The organism is Pelagerythrobacter marensis (assembly GCF_036700095.1).
Classification (GTDB): Bacteria; Pseudomonadota; Alphaproteobacteria; order Sphingomonadales; family Sphingomonadaceae; genus Pelagerythrobacter; species Pelagerythrobacter marensis_A.
This window is the reverse complement of the sequence record NZ_CP144918.1, coordinates 1,573,989-1,589,970: the sequence shown is the minus strand read 5'-3', so window position 1 is coordinate 1,589,970 and position 15,982 is coordinate 1,573,989. Positions and strand designations below refer to the sequence as shown.

Sequence of the window (15,982 nt, the reverse complement as noted above, 5' to 3'; positions counted from 1 at the left end):
CCCGCCCGGCAGCACGAACGACCGTCATCGGGCAGGTCTCCTGGCTCCCGGATCGTCGCGCCGCGTTTCGTCTTCCCGGTTCCCCAGTGACGTGTCGAACGGGCGCTCCCCGGTCACAGTTGCGGGGGCAGCGGGGGCCTCGGGAGAAATGCTCCCTACCCCCTTCCCTCTTCGGTCCGTCGTTCCGGCAGGAACGGGTGGACAACCCGTGACGTGCGGCGGCCCTTAGCCGCCTCGCCCCACCCCGGCAAGACGCATGCCGTTAACCTTGCGACAAGCATGTCGCTTAACCGCCGCTTGCGACTTGTGCCGCCAAGGGACGGGGGCAAGGGCGCGCTCGAGTTTCAGCTTTCGCGCTGCTACGCGCCGGGGCCGCGAGCCGACAGGCAGCCATCGGATCGGAAAGGACGCAGCTTGAGCAACGGCCCCGCCGGAACGACCCGCGCACGCCGCACGCCGGCGAGCCTGCGGTCGCGCCCGATCGGCGGGGGCGGACCGGGCAGGCATCGCGGACGGCGCATCCTCGCGCTCGTGGCGGCGCTGGGCGTGCCGGCGATGGCCGCACCGGGCGACTGGCACGCTTTCGGCCGGCCGGTGCCTCAGACTGCCCCGGCCGAAACGGTCAAGCCGATGCCGTTCGAGCGCGCCGGCCACAGTTTCCCCGGCTCTGCCTTCTACTTCCTCGAAGACAGTCCGCGCGTGGTGCCCGCCGCGCGCGACGATCTGGCCGCGGTGTTCGATCCCACCGGCACCGGCGACGGAACCGCGGCGGAACTGGCCGCCGCACGCACCGCCGGCCCCGCGGCGCGCAGCTTCGCCGGCGGCGGCACGGGCGTCGACCGCGCCCGCGCGCTGCACTGCCTCGCCAGTGCGGTCTATTACGAGGCGGCGAGCGAGACGCCGGGCGGCCAGAAGGCCGTGGCGCAAGTCGTGCTCAACCGCGTGGCCCATCCGACATATCCCAACAGCGTGTGCGGCGTGGTTTTCCAGGGTTCGGACCGCAGCACCGGGTGCCAGTTCACCTTCACCTGCGACGGGTCGCTGGCGCGCAAGCCGATGAAGGCGGCGTGGGACCGTGCGCTGGGCATTGCGCAGGCGGCGCTGGCGGGCGAGGTCTATACCCCCGTCGGGCTCGCCACGCACTACCACACGATCTGGATCGATCCTTATTGGGCGGCGAGCCTCGACACGGTGGGCACGATCGGCGCGCACCGGTTCTATCGCTGGCGCGGCAGGGCCGGGCAGCCGGGCGCTTTCACCGCGGCCTATAGCGGCCGCGAACCGGCGGCCGCGCCGAGCGCCCGGGCCGTGGCGGAAAGGTTCGCCCGACCCGCCCCGCCGGCGGCGGCATTCGCCAGCCCCGCCGCCGAAAGCGCGCGCGCAACCGCCGGCCGCAGCCCTGCCCGCGCATCCGTTCCCGCACAGTCCGCCGCCGGCGCAGCGGAAACCGGCGACACCGCGCGCCCTGCCGACCGCCTGCCTTCGGCCGGAACGGTGCGGCCCGAATATGCCAACAGCGGCCGCTGGATCGCCGATCCGCGATAGGGCGAACGCCGGCCGGCACGAGGCGGTTAAGCTCTTGGAAACCCTGGCAAAGAACCATAATTTAGGAGAGCGGCGCTAGACCTTGTGGGCAAGTCGCAACCGGCCTTCGTCCTCCAGCCACGAAGAGCCATACCGGAAGGCCCAATTCGTCATGACGGTCCATTTCGCACCATCGCAATCCGCTGCACAGTCCCTGCTCGCGCAGGCGTTTCGCCGGCGCAAGCCCGCGCGCGCGGCAAACGACAATTGCCTGGCGCGGCCCGACGACCGGATGCTCCATGCCGCCTTGCAGCACTTCGCCCGTCATGGCCTCGGCGCGGCGCGGGAAGCGCGCCGGCAGGCCGAACGCGCGTTCTTCGCCGGCGACCGCCAATCGTACGACTGGTGGCACGGGATCTGCCGCACGCTGGACGCGCGCCTTGCCCGCGGCCTCGAACGCACCACGCGCACCGGGCTGCGGCCGGCAGACGATCGCGGCGCGCCTTCGGCCGTACCGGTGCCCTGAACCGCCCCCCGGTCCGGCCGCCGAGCGCGGCACCGGGCCATCATCGGTTTCTTAACTATGCGGTGACCACTTTGGGCTATCGCCCGGAGCATGGCGAACTGCGATCCCCGGGGGAAGGTCACCAGGGCCTTGTCCTATTTCCAGAAAGGCGATGCGCTGTCGGATCGCGTGCGCCGGATGCTGGTCCGCACCCTCTATACGCAGCCCAGCAGTCTCGCCGCCGGCGCGGCCAGCGGCATCGTCTGCGCGCTGGTCGTCGCTTACCTGAGCGCCTCGCTGGTCATGTACGGGCTCACCGCCGCGCTGTGTGTCGTGGCCGCCATCCGCATCATGCTGGCGTTCGCGATTTCGCCCGACAGCGACGCGAGCACCAGCACGCTCGAAAAGATCTACGAGATCGGCGCATTTACCTATGCCCTGCTTCTGGGCACCGCGACCGCCGCGACGCTGGTGATGAAAGTCGATCCCGCCGCCGAAGTGATGATGGCCGCCAATGCGATCGGTTACGGCGTTGCGATCTGCGCCCGGAATGCCGGCCGCCCGGTGATCGCGATCGGCCAGCTCGTTCTGGTCTGCGTGCCGATCAGCCTGGCCTGCATCTATCTCGGGTCGCTCCCGCTCGCGGTCTTCGCGGTCACCATCCTGCTGATGGTGCCGGCGATGGCGTCGATCACGATGAACGTGTTTCACCTGCTGCGTGACAATATCGCCGCCGCCGAAACCAGCGCGCGCCTGGCGGCCAAGATGCAGCAGCTCGCCCGCACCGATACGGTGACCGGCCTCGCCAACCGCGCGGGCCTGAATCACGAGATCGTCGAAAAGCTGATGGAGATCGAGCCCGACCAGATGATGGGCATGATCTGGATCGACCTCGACCGGTTCAAGGAAGTGAACGACCTGCTGGGCCATCCGGTCGGCGACCGCGTGCTGCAAACGGTGGCGCGGCGGCTCCAGGAAATCACCCCGCCGGGCACGACGGTCGCCCGCTTCGGCGGCGACGAGTTCATCGTGTTCTGCGAAATCGATAGCCGGGCCGACTGCATGCGGCTGGCGAGCGAAGTCCATGCCGAAATCATGCGCCCGGTGCGGGTCGACGGGGAGCGGCTGGAAATCGGCGCCTCGCTGGGCGTGGCCGTGCTGCCCGAAGACGGGCCGGACGCCGACAGCGTGATGCAGGCCGCCGATCTCGCGCTCTATCACGCCAAGGTCAACGGCCGGCGCCAGACCTGTTTCTTCGACAGTTCGATGAGCCGCGACCTGGCGCGCCGGCGCGAGATCGAGGCGGAGCTGCGCCACGCGATCCAGAAGAACGAGCTGTCGATCTTCTTCCAGCCGATCGTGGACCTTGCGACCGGCCGGATCCGCACGTTCGAAGCGCTCGTGCGCTGGTTCCACCCGCAGAAGGGCGAAATGCGGCCCGACGAATTCATTCCGGTCGCCGAGGAAACCGGTGTTATCGTGACGCTGGGCAACTGGATCACCGCGCAGGCGGCCAAGGCGGCGGCGCAATGGCCCGACGACGTGACCATCGCGGTCAACCTGTCGTCGCTGCAGATCAAGGCGCCGGGCGCGGCGCTGGGGATCGTGAACGCCCTTCGCGAAGCCAAGCTCGACCCGACCCGGCTGGAGCTGGAGGTGACCGAAAGCCTGTTTCTCGACGACAGCGAAGCGACCGACGCCTTCATCAGCGAGCTGTCGTCGCGCGGCGTGCGCTTTGCGCTCGACGATTTCGGAACCGGCTATTCCTCGCTCGCCTATGTCAACAAATACCCGTTCAGCAAGATCAAGGTCGATCGCAGCTTCGTCTCCGGCCCCGACGTGTCGAACCGGACCGAGGCGATCATTCGCGCGGTGGCGGAAATGGGGGCCCAGCTCGACATGGAAATCGTCGCCGAGGGGCTGGAGACGATCGAGCAGGTGACGGCCGTGCGCGACGCCGGCTGCACGCTGGGCCAGGGCTATTACTTCAGCCGCGCCGTGCCCGACTATCTGGCGGCGATGCTGCTGGCGCAGGAACGCGACGAGGAACCCCCGCGCCGGATCGCGATCTAGAGACGTTTTCCTTGAGACGGCACCGGCCCGCATCCAGCGTGCGGCGTGGGAACCGGGCGTGGTTCGCCCGCGTTGGTGGGGGCCAGTGCGACGATGAATGCCCGGCGCAGGACAGCGAGCCCTGCAGCCGCAAATGGCGCTTGCTATTGCAATTGCAAACCATTTGCAAAGATAGTTGCCATACTTGCATCGTCACGGGTTGCAATCGCTTTTTCCGCGGCCTAGGTCGCTTGCCGTTGGCCGGGCGCGGCCTTCCCGCGGGACAGGGGGCTGCGCGCTCAACGGCCAGGCATCGGCTGTCCCGCGCATCGTGAAGGACACACAGCACAACCATGGCCCGCAAAAAGATCGCCCTCGTCGGCGCCGGCATGATCGGCGGCACTCTCGCCCACCTCGCAGCGATGAAGGAAATGGGCGACGTCGTCCTGTTCGACATCGCCGAAGGGATGCCCGCGGGCAAGGCGCTCGACCTCAGCCAGGCCGGCCCGGTCGAAGGCTTTGATGCGCAGCTCAAGGGCACGAGCGATTATAAGGACATCGCCGGCGCGGACGTGGTGATCGTGACCGCAGGCGTTCCGCGCAAGCCGGGCATGAGCCGCGACGACCTGCTCGAAATCAACCTCAAGGTGATGAAGGCCGTGGGCGAAGGCATCAAGGCCAACTGCCCCGACGCTTTCGTGATCTGCATCACCAACCCGCTCGACGCAATGGTCTGGGCGTTGCGCGAATTCTCCGGCCTGCCGCACAACAAAGTCGTCGGCATGGCCGGCGTGCTCGACAGCGCGCGCTTCCGCCACTTCCTGGCCGAGGAGTTCGACGTTTCGATGGAGGACGTCACGGCCTTCGTCCTCGGCGGTCACGGCGACACCATGGTGCCGATCCTCGAATACTCGACCGTCGCGGGCATCCCGGTGCCCGACCTGATCAAGATGGGCTGGTCGACGCAGGAGAAGATGGACGCGATCGTCGACCGCACGCGCAAAGGCGGCGGCGAGATCGTCCAGCTCCTCGGCAACGGCTCGGCCTACTACGCGCCGGCGACGAGTGCGATCCAGATGGCCGAAGCTTATCTGAAGGACAAAAAGCGCGTTCTCCCCTGCGCCGCGCACCTGACCGGCCAGTACGGCGTCGACGGCCTCTACGTCGGCGTGCCGATCGTGATCGGCGCGAACGGCGTGGAACGGATCGTGGAAATCGACCTCGACGAAAAGGCCAAAGCCAACTTCCAGGTCAGTGTCGACGCGGTCAAGGAGCTGCTCGAGGCGTGCAAGAGCATCGACGAGAGCCTGAAGTAGAATGCTGCGCTACGCCCTCGTTGCCGGCCTTTTGCTGGGCTCTTCCGCGCAGGCCCAGCTGCGGATCGCCTCGCTTCCCGATGTTTATGAAAGCTACAACGATTGCTTCTCGGCGACGGAAGAGGGAATCGATCTAGCAGCGCTCGAAAGCCTGGGATGGAAGCGTGCGACGATGCAAAGCGGAAATGGCGAACCAATCGCCGATGGCCCGATAATCTACGGACATGCCGAAAGAGCCCCGGTCATCTTATTCAGCGGGGCCGAGGGGAAGGGCGTGTGCGTCGTTACTGCAAGACTCAAGGATATTGAGCAGTTCAAGAAATTCAAATCCGCCTGGGGCGACGCGCTGCCCCAGCCCAACGACGAAGGCGAGATTTGGTTCATGGCCGAAGGACGCATGGTCCAAATGGCCCTGACGGGTTCGCGTGAAGAGCCTTCTGTCCGTCTTATCGTCGCAACACCTTCGGAGAGCGAATAGAAATGTCCATCCTCGTCGACAAGAACACCAAGGTCATCACCCAGGGCATGACGGGTGACACCGGCACATTCCACACCCAGCAGGCGCTCGATTACGGGACGCAGATGGTGGCGGGCGTGACGCCCGGCAAAGGCGGCACCGAGCATATCGGGCTGCCGGTCTACAACACCGTTGCCGAGGCGAAGGCCGCGACCGGCGCGACCGCGAGCTGCATCTACGTCCCGCCGCCCTTCGCCGCGGACTCGATCCTCGAGGCGATCGACGCGGAGATGGAACTGATCGTGGCCATCACCGAGGGCATTCCGGTGCTCGACATGGTCAAGGTCAAGCGCGCGCTCGACGGTTCGAAGTCGCGCCTGATCGGCCCGAACTGCCCCGGCGTGCTGACGCCCGGCGAGTGCAAGATTGGCATCATGCCCGGCTCGATCTTCAAGAAGGGCAGCGTCGGCGTCGTCAGCCGCTCGGGCACGCTGACTTACGAGGCCGTGCACCAGACCACGCAGGTCGGCCTGGGCCAGACCACCGCTGTCGGCATCGGCGGCGACCCGGTCAACGGCACCAACTTCATCGACGTGCTCGACATGTTCCTCTCCGACGACGCGACCAAGTCGATCATCATGATCGGCGAAATCGGCGGCTCGGCCGAGGAAGAAGCGGCCGAGTTCATCGCCGACCAGGCGAAAAAGGGTCGTAAAAAGCCGATGGTCGGCTTCATTGCCGGCCGCACGGCCCCTCCGGGCCGCCGCATGGGCCATGCCGGCGCGATCGTCAGCGGCGGCCAGGGCGGTGCCGACGACAAGATCGCCGCGATGGAGAAAGCCGGCATCCGCGTCTCGCCCTCGCCCAGCGAACTCGGCACGACGCTCGACGCGATGCTGAAGGAACTTGCGTGACATCCGATCTGAATAGCGTGTGTCCCAGCGCAGGCTGGGACCTCGTGCAACTGGCGCTCTGCCGGATGGACGGAGGCCCCAGCCTGCGCTGGGGCTCATGCATGAGGCGGAACGGTTGAGCGAAGGCTTCGTCTATATTCTGACGAACCGAAAGGACGGAGTGCTCTACATCGGGGTGACGAACGATCTGGCAGAACGCATCGAGCAGCACCGGTCCGGTGCTGTGAAGGGTTTTACCCACCGGTATCAGTGTCACCGCCTCGTATGGTTCGAGCAGTTCGAGAATATTCACGACGCCCGCGAAGTCGAACAACGGATGAAGGCATGGAAGCGCGAGTGGAAGATCAAGCGGGTCGAGGAGGTGAATCCCGGATGGGAGGATTTATCGCACCTTCTCGCCTAGAAGCGAGTCCCAGCGCAGGCTGGGACCTCATGCCACCGGCGCTCCGCAGGCGGAGGGAGGCCCCTGCCTTCGCAGGGGCTCATCGAGTGATTGAGTGATCGAATGAGTAACGAAAACCACGATTTCCTCCCCGAACTGGCCGGTCAGGACGGGCCGCAGCCGGGGCCGAGCTGGGGCAACCCGCGCTGGCCGCTGACCGGGATCGATTCCGAAAGCGACCTGACCCAGGCGCTCGATCCCACGGCGATGAAAGTCGCGGTCAAGGCCGCGGCGGAAAAAGCGGGCAAGGCCGCCGATCCCAAGGCGGTCGAGGAAGCGGCATCGGATTCGATCCGCGCCATGCTGCTGATCCGGCTCTACCGCGTGCGCGGGCACATGGCGGCCGATCTCGATCCGCTGGGCCTGGGCAATCGCGAATTGCCCGAAGACCTCCGCCTCGAATGGCACGGGTTCGACGGGCAGGAGGACAAGGAAGTCTACGTCGGCGGCCTGCTCGGGCGCGAGTGGGTCAAGGTCGGCGAGCTGGCCGAGCTGCTGCGCGCGAATTACTGCGGCAAGGTCGGCCTCGAATACATGCACATCGCCGATGTCGAGGAACGGCGTTTCCTGCAGGAAAAGTTCGAAGGGCCCGAAGACGTCATCCAGTTCACGCCGGAGGGCAAGCGCGCGATCCTGGCCGCCGTGGTCCGCGGCGAACAATACGAAGCGTTCCTCGCCAAGAAATACGTCGGCACCAAGCGCTTCGGCCTCGACGGCGGCGAATCGATGATCCCCGCGCTCGAGGCGGTGATCAAGTATGGCGGCCAGTCGGGCGTGCGCGAGATCATCTACGGCATGGCCCACCGCGGGCGGCTGAACGTGCTCGCGAACGTTATGGGCAAACCCTACAAGGTGATCTTCCACGAATTTTCCGGCGGCAGCGCCAACCCGGAGGACGTGGGCGGATCGGGCGACGTGAAATACCACCTCGGCACCAGCACGGATCGCGAGTTCGACGGCATCGATGTGCACATGAGCCTCGTGCCCAATCCCTCGCATCTCGAGGCGGTCGATCCTGTCGTGCTCGGCAAGACGCGCGCCCAGCAGGCGATCCGCGACGACCTGAAGAAGCACGAGCAGGTCCTGCCCGTGCTGATCCACGGCGACGCGGCCTTTGCCGGCCAGGGCATCGTGTGGGAATGCTTCGGCTTCTCCGGCGTGGCCGGGTACAACACCGGCGGCTGCATCCACTTCGTCATCAACAACCAGATCGGGTTCACCACGAGCCCCAAGTTCGCGCGCTCCTCGCCCTACCCGTCCGACGTGGCGAAGGGCGTCCAGGCGCCGATCCTGCACGTCAACGGCGACGATCCGGAAGCGGTGACCTTCGCCTGCAAGCTGGCGGTCGAATATCGCCAGCGCTTCGGCCGCGACATCGTGATCGACATGTGGTGCTATCGCCGGTTCGGCCACAACGAGGGCGACGAACCCAAGTTCACCCAGCCGCTGATGTACGACGCGATCAAGAACCACCCCAAGGTGAGCGAGATCTACGCCGCGCGCCTGGTGGAACAGGGCGTGATCGACGAAGGCGAGCGCGATCGGCTCTGCGCCGAATTCGTCAAGGAGCTGGAAGAAGAGTTCGAAGCGGCCAAGAGCTACAAACCGAACGAGGCGGACTGGTTCGGCGGGCGCTGGGCCGGGCTCAACAAGCCGGCGGACCCGGAAACCGCGCGCCGCAATGTCGAAACCGCGATTTCGGACAAGCTGTTCGACAGCCTCGGCCGCACGCTGACCGAAGTGCCGGAGGATCTGACGATCCACCGCACGCTGGGCCGCGTGCTCGAGGCCAAGCGCAAGATGTTCGACACCGGCGAAGGGTTCGACTGGGCGACCGCCGAAGCGCTCGCTTTCGGCAGCCTGGTGACCGAAGGCTACGGCGTGCGCCTGTCGGGCCAGGATTCGGGCCGCGGCACTTTCAGCCAGCGGCATGCTGTGTGGATCGACCAGACCGACGAGCACAAGTACATCCCGCTCACGCAGCTGCCGCACGGCAAGTTCGAAGTCTACGACAGTCCGCTTTCGGAATATGGCGTGCTCGGCTTCGAATACGGCTTCGCGATGGCCGACCCGAAAACGCTGGTCCTGTGGGAAGCGCAGTTCGGCGATTTCGCCAACGGCGCGCAGATCATGATCGACCAGTATATCGCCAGCGGCGAGGTCAAGTGGCTGCGCGCCAACGGGCTGGTGATGCTGCTGCCGCACGGTTACGAAGGCCAGGGGCCGGAACACTCCTCCGCCCGGCTGGAGCGGTTCCTGCAACTGTGCGCGAACGACAATATCTGCGTGTGCAACATCACCGTGCCGGCGAACTATTTCCACGTCCTGCGCCGGCAGATGAAGCGTTCGTTCCGCAAGCCGCTGATCATCATGACGCCCAAGTCGCTCCTGCGCCACCCGATGGCCAAGAGCGCGGCGGAGGAATTCCGCGGCGAAAGCCATTTCCGCCGCATCGTCAGCGATACGACGGAGATCGAGGACGAGAAGATCCGCCGCCTCGTGCTGTGCAGCGGCAAGGTCGCCTACGACCTGATCGAGAAGCGCGACGAGGCCGGGCTGGACGACGTTTCGATCGTGCGGATCGAGCAACTCTACCCCTTCCCCGGCGAACCGCTGGCGGTGCGCCTGGGCCGGATGACCAATCTGGAAGAGGTTATCTGGTGCCAGGAAGAGCCGAAGAACAACGGCGCGTGGTTCTTCGTCGAAAGCCAGATCGAGGAAGCGCTCTCCGCCGCCGGGCATGACGGCATGCGCCCGCGCTACGCGGGCCGCGAAGTCGCCGCCTCCCCCGCAACCGGCCTTGCCAAACGGCACGAGGAGCAGCAGCGTTGCCTCGTCTCGATGGCATTGGGCCTCAACGACGGCGGCGAGGCCGCGCGCAACGGCAAGACTGCCAGCAAGAAAAAGGCTTGAGGAACGCGAAAATGGCCAGCGAAGTCAAAGTCCCCACCCTGGGCGAATCGGTTACCGAAGGCACGATCGGCGAGTGGCTGAAGAAACCCGGCGACCCGGTGAAAGTCGACGAACCGATCGCCAGCCTCGAAACCGACAAAGTCGCGGTCGAGGTTCCCTCCCCGGTCGCCGGCGTGATCGGCGAGCTCAAGGCGGAAGTCGGCGACACGGTCGAAGTCGGCGCGGTGATCGCGACGGTCGAGGACGACGTTGCCGCGGGCGAAAGCACCAAAGTCGCCCCGCGCGAACAGGATGCCGCGCAGGCCGAGACCAAGGCTTCCTCCCCTCCCCCGGCGGCAGCCAAGGAGGCCGCGCCGGGCGACACCCAGACCCTGTCCCCCGCCGTGCGCCGCGCGGTGCTGGAACACGGGGTGGACCCCAGCACGATCAAGGGCACCGGCAAGGACGGCCGCCTGACCAAGGAAGATGTCCTCGCCGCCGCAGAGGCGAAGAAATCGGACGGCGGCACGGTCGAGGATGCCGCGCCCGACCAGGCGAAAGCGGCCAGCCCCGCGCCCGCCGCCACTGGCGAGCGGCGCGAGGAGCGCGTCAAGATGACGCGCATGCGCCAGACCATCGCCCGGCGGCTGAAAGGCGCGCAGGAGAATGCGGCGCTGCTCACCACCTTCAACGACTGCGACATGAGCGCGGTGATCGAGGCGCGCGAGAAGTACAAGGACCTGTTCGCCAAGAAGCACGACATCAAGCTCGGCTTCATGGGCTTTTTCGCCAAGGCCGCCTGCCTTGCGCTGAAGGACGTGCCCTCGGTCAACGCCTATATCGAAGGCGACGAGATCGTCTATCACGACTACGTCGACATCTCGGTTGCGGTCAGCGCACCCAACGGGCTGGTCGTGCCGGTGATCCGCGATGCGCAGGCCAAGGGCTTCGCGCAGATCGAGAAGGACATTGCCGACTTCGGCAAGCGTGCGCGCGACGGCACGCTGACGATGGACGACATGAAGGGCGGCACTTTCACGATCTCCAACGGCGGTGTGTTCGGATCGCTGATGAGCACCCCGATCATCAACCCGCCGCAAAGCGCGGTGCTCGGTCTGCACCGGATCGAGGATCGGCCGGTCGCGATCGACGGCAAAGTCGAAATCCGCCCGATGATGTATATCGCGCTCAGCTACGACCACCGCCTGATCGACGGGCGCGAAGCCGTCACCGCGCTCAAGATCATCAAGGAAGCGATCGAGGATCCGACCCGGATGCTGATCGATTTGTAAGTTCCGACCCACCCTTGTGTCTTCTCCGCAAAGCGGGGATCCAGGGTCCGGCGTCACTCCATGGGTTCCCGGCCTCGCGGGAATGGCAACGGAAGGAAGAAGCCGAAATGGCTGACCAGAACTACGACTACGACGTCCTCGTCATCGGTGCCGGCCCCGGCGGCTACGTCGCCGCGATCCGCGCGGCGCAGCTCGGGCTGAAGACGGCCTGCGCCGAAAGCCGCGAGACGCTGGGCGGCACGTGCCTCAACGTCGGCTGCATCCCGTCGAAGGCGATGCTCCACGCCTCCGAGTATTTCGAGGCGGCGAGCGGCGGCGCGATGAAGGCCATGGGTATCGAAGTGTCGCCCAAGCTCAATCTCGACACCATGCACGCGCAGCGCCGCGACGCGGTCGAGGGGCTGACCAAGGGCGTCGCCTTCCTGTTCAAGAAGAACAAGATCGACTGGAAGAGCGGCCACGCCACGTTCCAGGATGCGCACACGGTCAAGGTCGGCGACGAGACGGTGACCGCGAAGAACGTGGTCATCGCCACCGGGTCTTCGGTCACCCCGCTGCCCAATGTCGAGGTCGACAATGCCAAGGGCGTCGTGGTCGACAGCACCGGCGCGCTGGAGCTGCCCAAAGTGCCGAAGAAGATGGTCGTCATCGGCGGCGGGGTGATCGGGCTGGAGCTTGGTTCCGTCTGGCGCCGGCTGGGGGCGGAGGTCACCGTGGTCGAGTTTCTCGACCAGCTCCTGCCCGGAATGGACGGCGACGTGCGCAAGGAAGCGGGCAAGATCTTCAAGAAGCAGGGCATGGAGCTGAAGCTCTCGCACAAGGTCACCGGCTGCACCGTGAAGGGCAAGAAAGCCACGCTGACGGTCGAGCCGTCGCAAGGCGGCGAGGCCGAGACGATCGAGGCCGACTGCGTGCTGGTGTCGATCGGCCGCAAGCCCAATACCGAGGGCCTGGGCCTCGACGCGATCGGGCTGGAGACCAACGAACGCGGGCAGATCGAGACCGATCACGAATTCCGCACCGCGGTCGACGGCGTCTGGGCGATCGGCGACGTGATCCCCGGCCCCATGCTGGCGCACAAGGCCGAAGACGAAGGGATTGCCGTGGCGGAGAATATCGCCGGCCAGACGGGGATCGTGAACCACGACGTGATCCCCAGCGTCGTCTACACCTGGCCCGAAATCGCCGGCGTCGGCCTGACCGAGGAGCAGGCGAAAGGGAAGGGCAAGGTCAAGGTCGGCAAGTTCCCGATGCTCGCCAACAGCCGCGCCAAGACCAACCACGAACCCGACGGTTTCGTGAAAGTCATCGCCGATGCGGAGACCGACCGCGTGCTCGGCGTATGGTGCATCGCCAGCGTCGCGGGCACGATGATTGCCCAGGCCGCCCAGGCGATGGAGTTCGGCGCGACGAGCGAGGACATCGCCTACACCTGCCACGCCCACCCGACGCATTCGGAGGCGATCAAGGAAGCCGCGATGGCGGTGACCAGCAAGCCGATCCACATCTGACGATCTGGCGCCGGGACAGCAGTGGGCAACCGGAGCTGTTTGCCGCATTGAGGGCAAGGCCGATGTTTCGCACTGGAAGCGCCTGAATAAAAAGGTATATCTGCCTCCAGAGTAGCAGGATGCAGATATCGATGGCGTCTGGTCGAAATGCCGCCTGGGCGGTGCTCGTGGCCGCGTTTGCCCTGGCGGGCTGCAAGAAGGATGCGCCCGCCGGCCCTCCCCCGCGGGCGCAGAGCACCATCGAGATCCCGCCGCAATCGTCCGTGATTGCCGTGCCGGTCACCGCCGATCTGTCCGCGCTCGGCACCGCTCTCGAGCGCGAAGGGCCGCGCACGTTGTGGACGATCAACCGCAAGGACGAAACCTGCATCGCCTCCGAACGGGTCAAGGTCGCTTTCGTCAAGCTGAAGACGCCGCGGATCGAGTGCGACATCGTCGGCCGTGTGACACGAGGGCGGCTGACATTCGAAGGGCGCGGACAACAGATCGTGGTTACGATGCCGATCCACGCCGAAGTGCGCGCCCAGGATATTGGCGGCGTGCTGAAGCAGGAAACCGCAACCGCCGATGCACAGGTGCGCGCCGTGGTCGACATCGCGCTCAACCGGGACTGGAGCCCGCGCGGCACAGTCGACATCCGGTACGACTGGACCGATCCGCCGCACATAGACTTTCTGGGCCAGCGCATCGAATTCACCAGCGAAGCGGACGCCAGGCTCAAGGATGTGGTGGCGCGGCTGGAACGCTCACTGCCACGCGAAATCGCAAAAGTGCAGCTTCGCGGCGAGGTCGAGCGGCTCTGGAAAAAGGCTTTCACCTCGCTCCAGCTCAACGAATCGAACCCGCCGGTGTGGATGCGCATCGCCCCGCAGGAGCTGCAATACGGCGGCTTCACTCTCTCCGGCAAACGGATCGAGCTGCAACTCGGCCTGAAAGCCCGCACCGAAACTTTCGTCGGCGACCGGCCCGCCGATCCGCCTGCCACGCCGCTGCCCCCGCTCGAGGAACTTGACGGGGAGCCGGGCAAGCTGGTGTTCTTCATTCCGGTCATCGCGGACTATGCCCAGCTCGAACCGGTAATTGCCGAGGCCCTGGCGAAGCGCGCGCAGCGGCCCTTCACTCTCCCCGGGATCGGCGCGGTAGACGCGCGTTTCGGCAAAGTCGAGGCCTATGGCGCGCCCGGCGGTCGTCTGGCGGTGGGCGTCACGTTCGCCGCAACGCCGCGCGATCGCACGATCGGCTCGGCCAGCGGCACGGTCTGGTTGACGGCGCGCCCCGTCAACGCAAGGAATTCGCGCAAAGTTTCGTTCCGCGATCTCGAAATCACCGGCGATACCGACCGCGCGGGTGCGGATCTGTTGCTCGACCTCGCCAACTCGCCGGGCTTTTCGCAGACGATCGCGCGGGCGCTCGCGCAGAATTTCGAGGACGACTACGACGAACTCCTCGCCAAGATCGAGCGTGCGATCGATAACAAGCGCGAAGGCGACCTGCTGATCCGCGCAACGATCGAAGACGTGCAGACCGGCCGGCTCACCGCTGCCGGGCAAGGGCTCTACCTGCCGGTCCGCGGAACCGGGACGGCATCGATCACCCTCGCACCGCGTTGATCGCCGCGCTTGCAAATCGAGCCCGTTTGCCCATGCTGCGGCGGCAAACGGGAGACAGCTTCGAATGATACCGACACTGACCGATCAGCCCGGCGCCATTGCGCTGGCGGCGCAGATTCGCGCGGGCGAACTGTCGCCGCGCGAAGCGGTCGATGCCGCGATCGCCCGGATCGAGGATCGCGACATGCAGATCGACGCGGTCGTCGTGTGCGATTTCGAACGCGCGCGCACTGCCGCCGAGGCGCTCGACGGCCAGGTTCCGGGCGACGACCAGCCGCTGTTCGGCGTGCCGATGACGATCAAGGAAAGCTTCGACATTGCCGGGCTTCCCACCTGCTGGGGCCACGAACGTTTTGCCGACAATATCGCGCAGCGCGATTCCTTCGTGGTCGAGCGGCTCAAGGCAGCGGGCGCGATTTTCGTCGGCAAGACCAACGTTCCGCCCGATCTTGCGGACTGGCAATCGCGTAATCCGGTTTACGGGCGCACACGCAATCCGCACGACACCGCGCGCAGCCCCGGCGGCTCGTCCGGAGGCGCGGCGGCGGCGGTGGCGAGCGGCATGGTCCCGTGCGACTACGGCTCCGATATCGGCGGGTCGGTGCGCGTGCCGGCGCATTTCTGCGGCGTATGGGGCCACAAGACGAGCTGGGGCCTGGTGCCGATGCGCGGCCATGCCCATCCCATGCTGGGCCAGGACGAGCGGGCCGAAGTCGCGCTCGGCGTGGCAGGCCCGATCGCCCGCAATGCCGACGATCTGAGCCTGCTCCTGCGCCTCACCGCCACTATCGCGCTGCCCGAACAGATCCGCCCGCTGGCGGGGTGCAGGATGCTGCTGGTGACCGACTATCCCGGCAGCCCGGTGGACAATGCCGTTCTTCGCCCGATCGAGGCGGCCGCGGCTGCGCTGGAAGCGGCGGGCGTCCACATCGACCGCGCGAGCGATCTGCTGCCCGACCTCGCCGCGCAACAGCGCAGCTATATGAAGATGCTCAACATCGCGCTCGCCCGCGGCATGCCCGCGCCCGACGGCAAGCGCGCGAGCGCGACCGACTGGTTCGACCTGCTCGATGCCCAGGCGCAAAACGAAAGCGCGTGGCGCGCGCTGTTCGACCGATACGATTTCGTGATCGCCCCGCCGGCCCCCGTGCTGGCCCTGCCGCACAGCGAAACGCGCGTGTTCGACGGCACGCTGACGATCAACGGGCGCGAGGAAAGCGCCGGCGCGGCATTGGCCTGGGCCGGCATCGCGACGTTCCCCAACCTGCCGTCGACCGTGCTGCCGGTGGGCGAGAGCGAGGGGCTGCCGTGCGGGATGCAGGTGATCGGCCCGCGTTGGCACGATCTCGGCTGCATCGCCGCAGCCAAGGCGATCGGCGAAGTGCTCCACGGCTGACCCTCCGCCGCGCAGGGTCCGGCCGCGTCCGGGCGACGAGCGAGGCGTTCGCCGCGGTTTTATATAAACCT

Annotated in this window: 12 protein-coding genes and 1 riboswitch; all 12 genes read left to right on the top strand. The window is 66.5% G+C overall.

Translation table 11 applies throughout. The features are described from left to right. Positions 1-13: 13 nt before the first annotated feature. Positions 14-225: riboswitch (cobalamin riboswitch) on the bottom strand. Positions 226-414: 189 nt separating this feature from the next. The 12 genes from V5F89_RS07450 to V5F89_RS07395 all read left to right on the top strand — a co-directional run bounded on the left by V5F89_RS07450 (position 415) and on the right by V5F89_RS07395 (position 15,911). Continuing rightward, positions 415-1,545, top strand: a complete 1,131-nt coding sequence (locus tag V5F89_RS07450; RefSeq protein WP_338445030.1) for a cell wall hydrolase — start codon at positions 415-417, stop codon at positions 1,543-1,545. 151 nt (positions 1,546-1,696) lie between these two features. Continuing rightward, entirely contained in the window at positions 1,697-2,050 is a 354-nt protein-coding gene (locus V5F89_RS07445; RefSeq protein WP_338445029.1) for a hypothetical protein, read from the top strand. A gap of 90 nt (positions 2,051-2,140) precedes the next feature. Next, positions 2,141-4,102: a putative bifunctional diguanylate cyclase/phosphodiesterase gene (locus V5F89_RS07440; protein ID WP_338445028.1), complete on the top strand. Its 1,962-nt coding sequence runs from the start codon at positions 2,141-2,143 to the stop codon at positions 4,100-4,102. Between the two features lie 332 nt (positions 4,103-4,434). Then, entirely contained in the window at positions 4,435-5,397 is a 963-nt protein-coding gene (gene mdh, locus V5F89_RS07435) for a malate dehydrogenase (protein WP_338445027.1), read from the top strand. Position 5,398: 1 nt separating this feature from the next. Next, positions 5,399-5,875 carry a hypothetical protein gene (locus tag V5F89_RS07430; RefSeq protein WP_338445026.1) on the top strand — a complete coding sequence of 159 codons (477 nt, stop codon included), beginning with the start codon at positions 5,399-5,401 and terminating at the stop codon, positions 5,873-5,875. Positions 5,876-5,877: 2 nt separating this feature from the next. Beyond that, complete coding sequence (gene sucD, locus V5F89_RS07425) at positions 5,878-6,768, top strand: succinate--CoA ligase subunit alpha (RefSeq protein WP_338445025.1); 891 nt, start codon at positions 5,878-5,880, stop codon at positions 6,766-6,768. A 115-nt stretch (positions 6,769-6,883) separates the two neighbouring features. Continuing rightward, positions 6,884-7,171: a GIY-YIG nuclease family protein gene (locus V5F89_RS07420; RefSeq protein WP_338445024.1), complete on the top strand. Its 288-nt coding sequence runs from the start codon at positions 6,884-6,886 to the stop codon at positions 7,169-7,171. A gap of 102 nt (positions 7,172-7,273) precedes the next feature. Then, positions 7,274-10,123 (top strand): 2-oxoglutarate dehydrogenase E1 component, encoded by a 2,850-nt coding sequence (locus V5F89_RS07415; RefSeq protein WP_338445023.1) that lies wholly within the window; start codon positions 7,274-7,276, stop codon positions 10,121-10,123. Between the two features lie 11 nt (positions 10,124-10,134). Then, positions 10,135-11,394, top strand: coding sequence for a 2-oxoglutarate dehydrogenase complex dihydrolipoyllysine-residue succinyltransferase (gene odhB, locus V5F89_RS07410; RefSeq protein ID WP_338445022.1), 1,260 nt, complete (start codon positions 10,135-10,137; stop codon positions 11,392-11,394). A gap of 107 nt (positions 11,395-11,501) precedes the next feature. Next, on the top strand, positions 11,502-12,905 hold the full coding sequence (gene lpdA, locus V5F89_RS07405) for a dihydrolipoyl dehydrogenase (RefSeq protein WP_338445021.1): 1,404 nt from the start codon (positions 11,502-11,504) through the stop codon (positions 12,903-12,905). A gap of 131 nt (positions 12,906-13,036) precedes the next feature. Continuing rightward, a complete protein-coding gene (locus tag V5F89_RS07400) occupies positions 13,037-14,515 on the top strand; it encodes a DUF4403 family protein (protein ID WP_338445020.1) in 1,479 nt (492 codons plus the stop codon). Positions 14,516-14,579: 64 nt separating this feature from the next. After that, the gene (locus V5F89_RS07395; RefSeq protein WP_338445019.1) at positions 14,580-15,911 is read left to right on the top strand and encodes an amidase family protein; all 1,332 of its coding nucleotides are present in this window, start codon (positions 14,580-14,582) and stop codon (positions 15,909-15,911) included. Positions 15,912-15,982 lie beyond the last annotated feature (71 nt).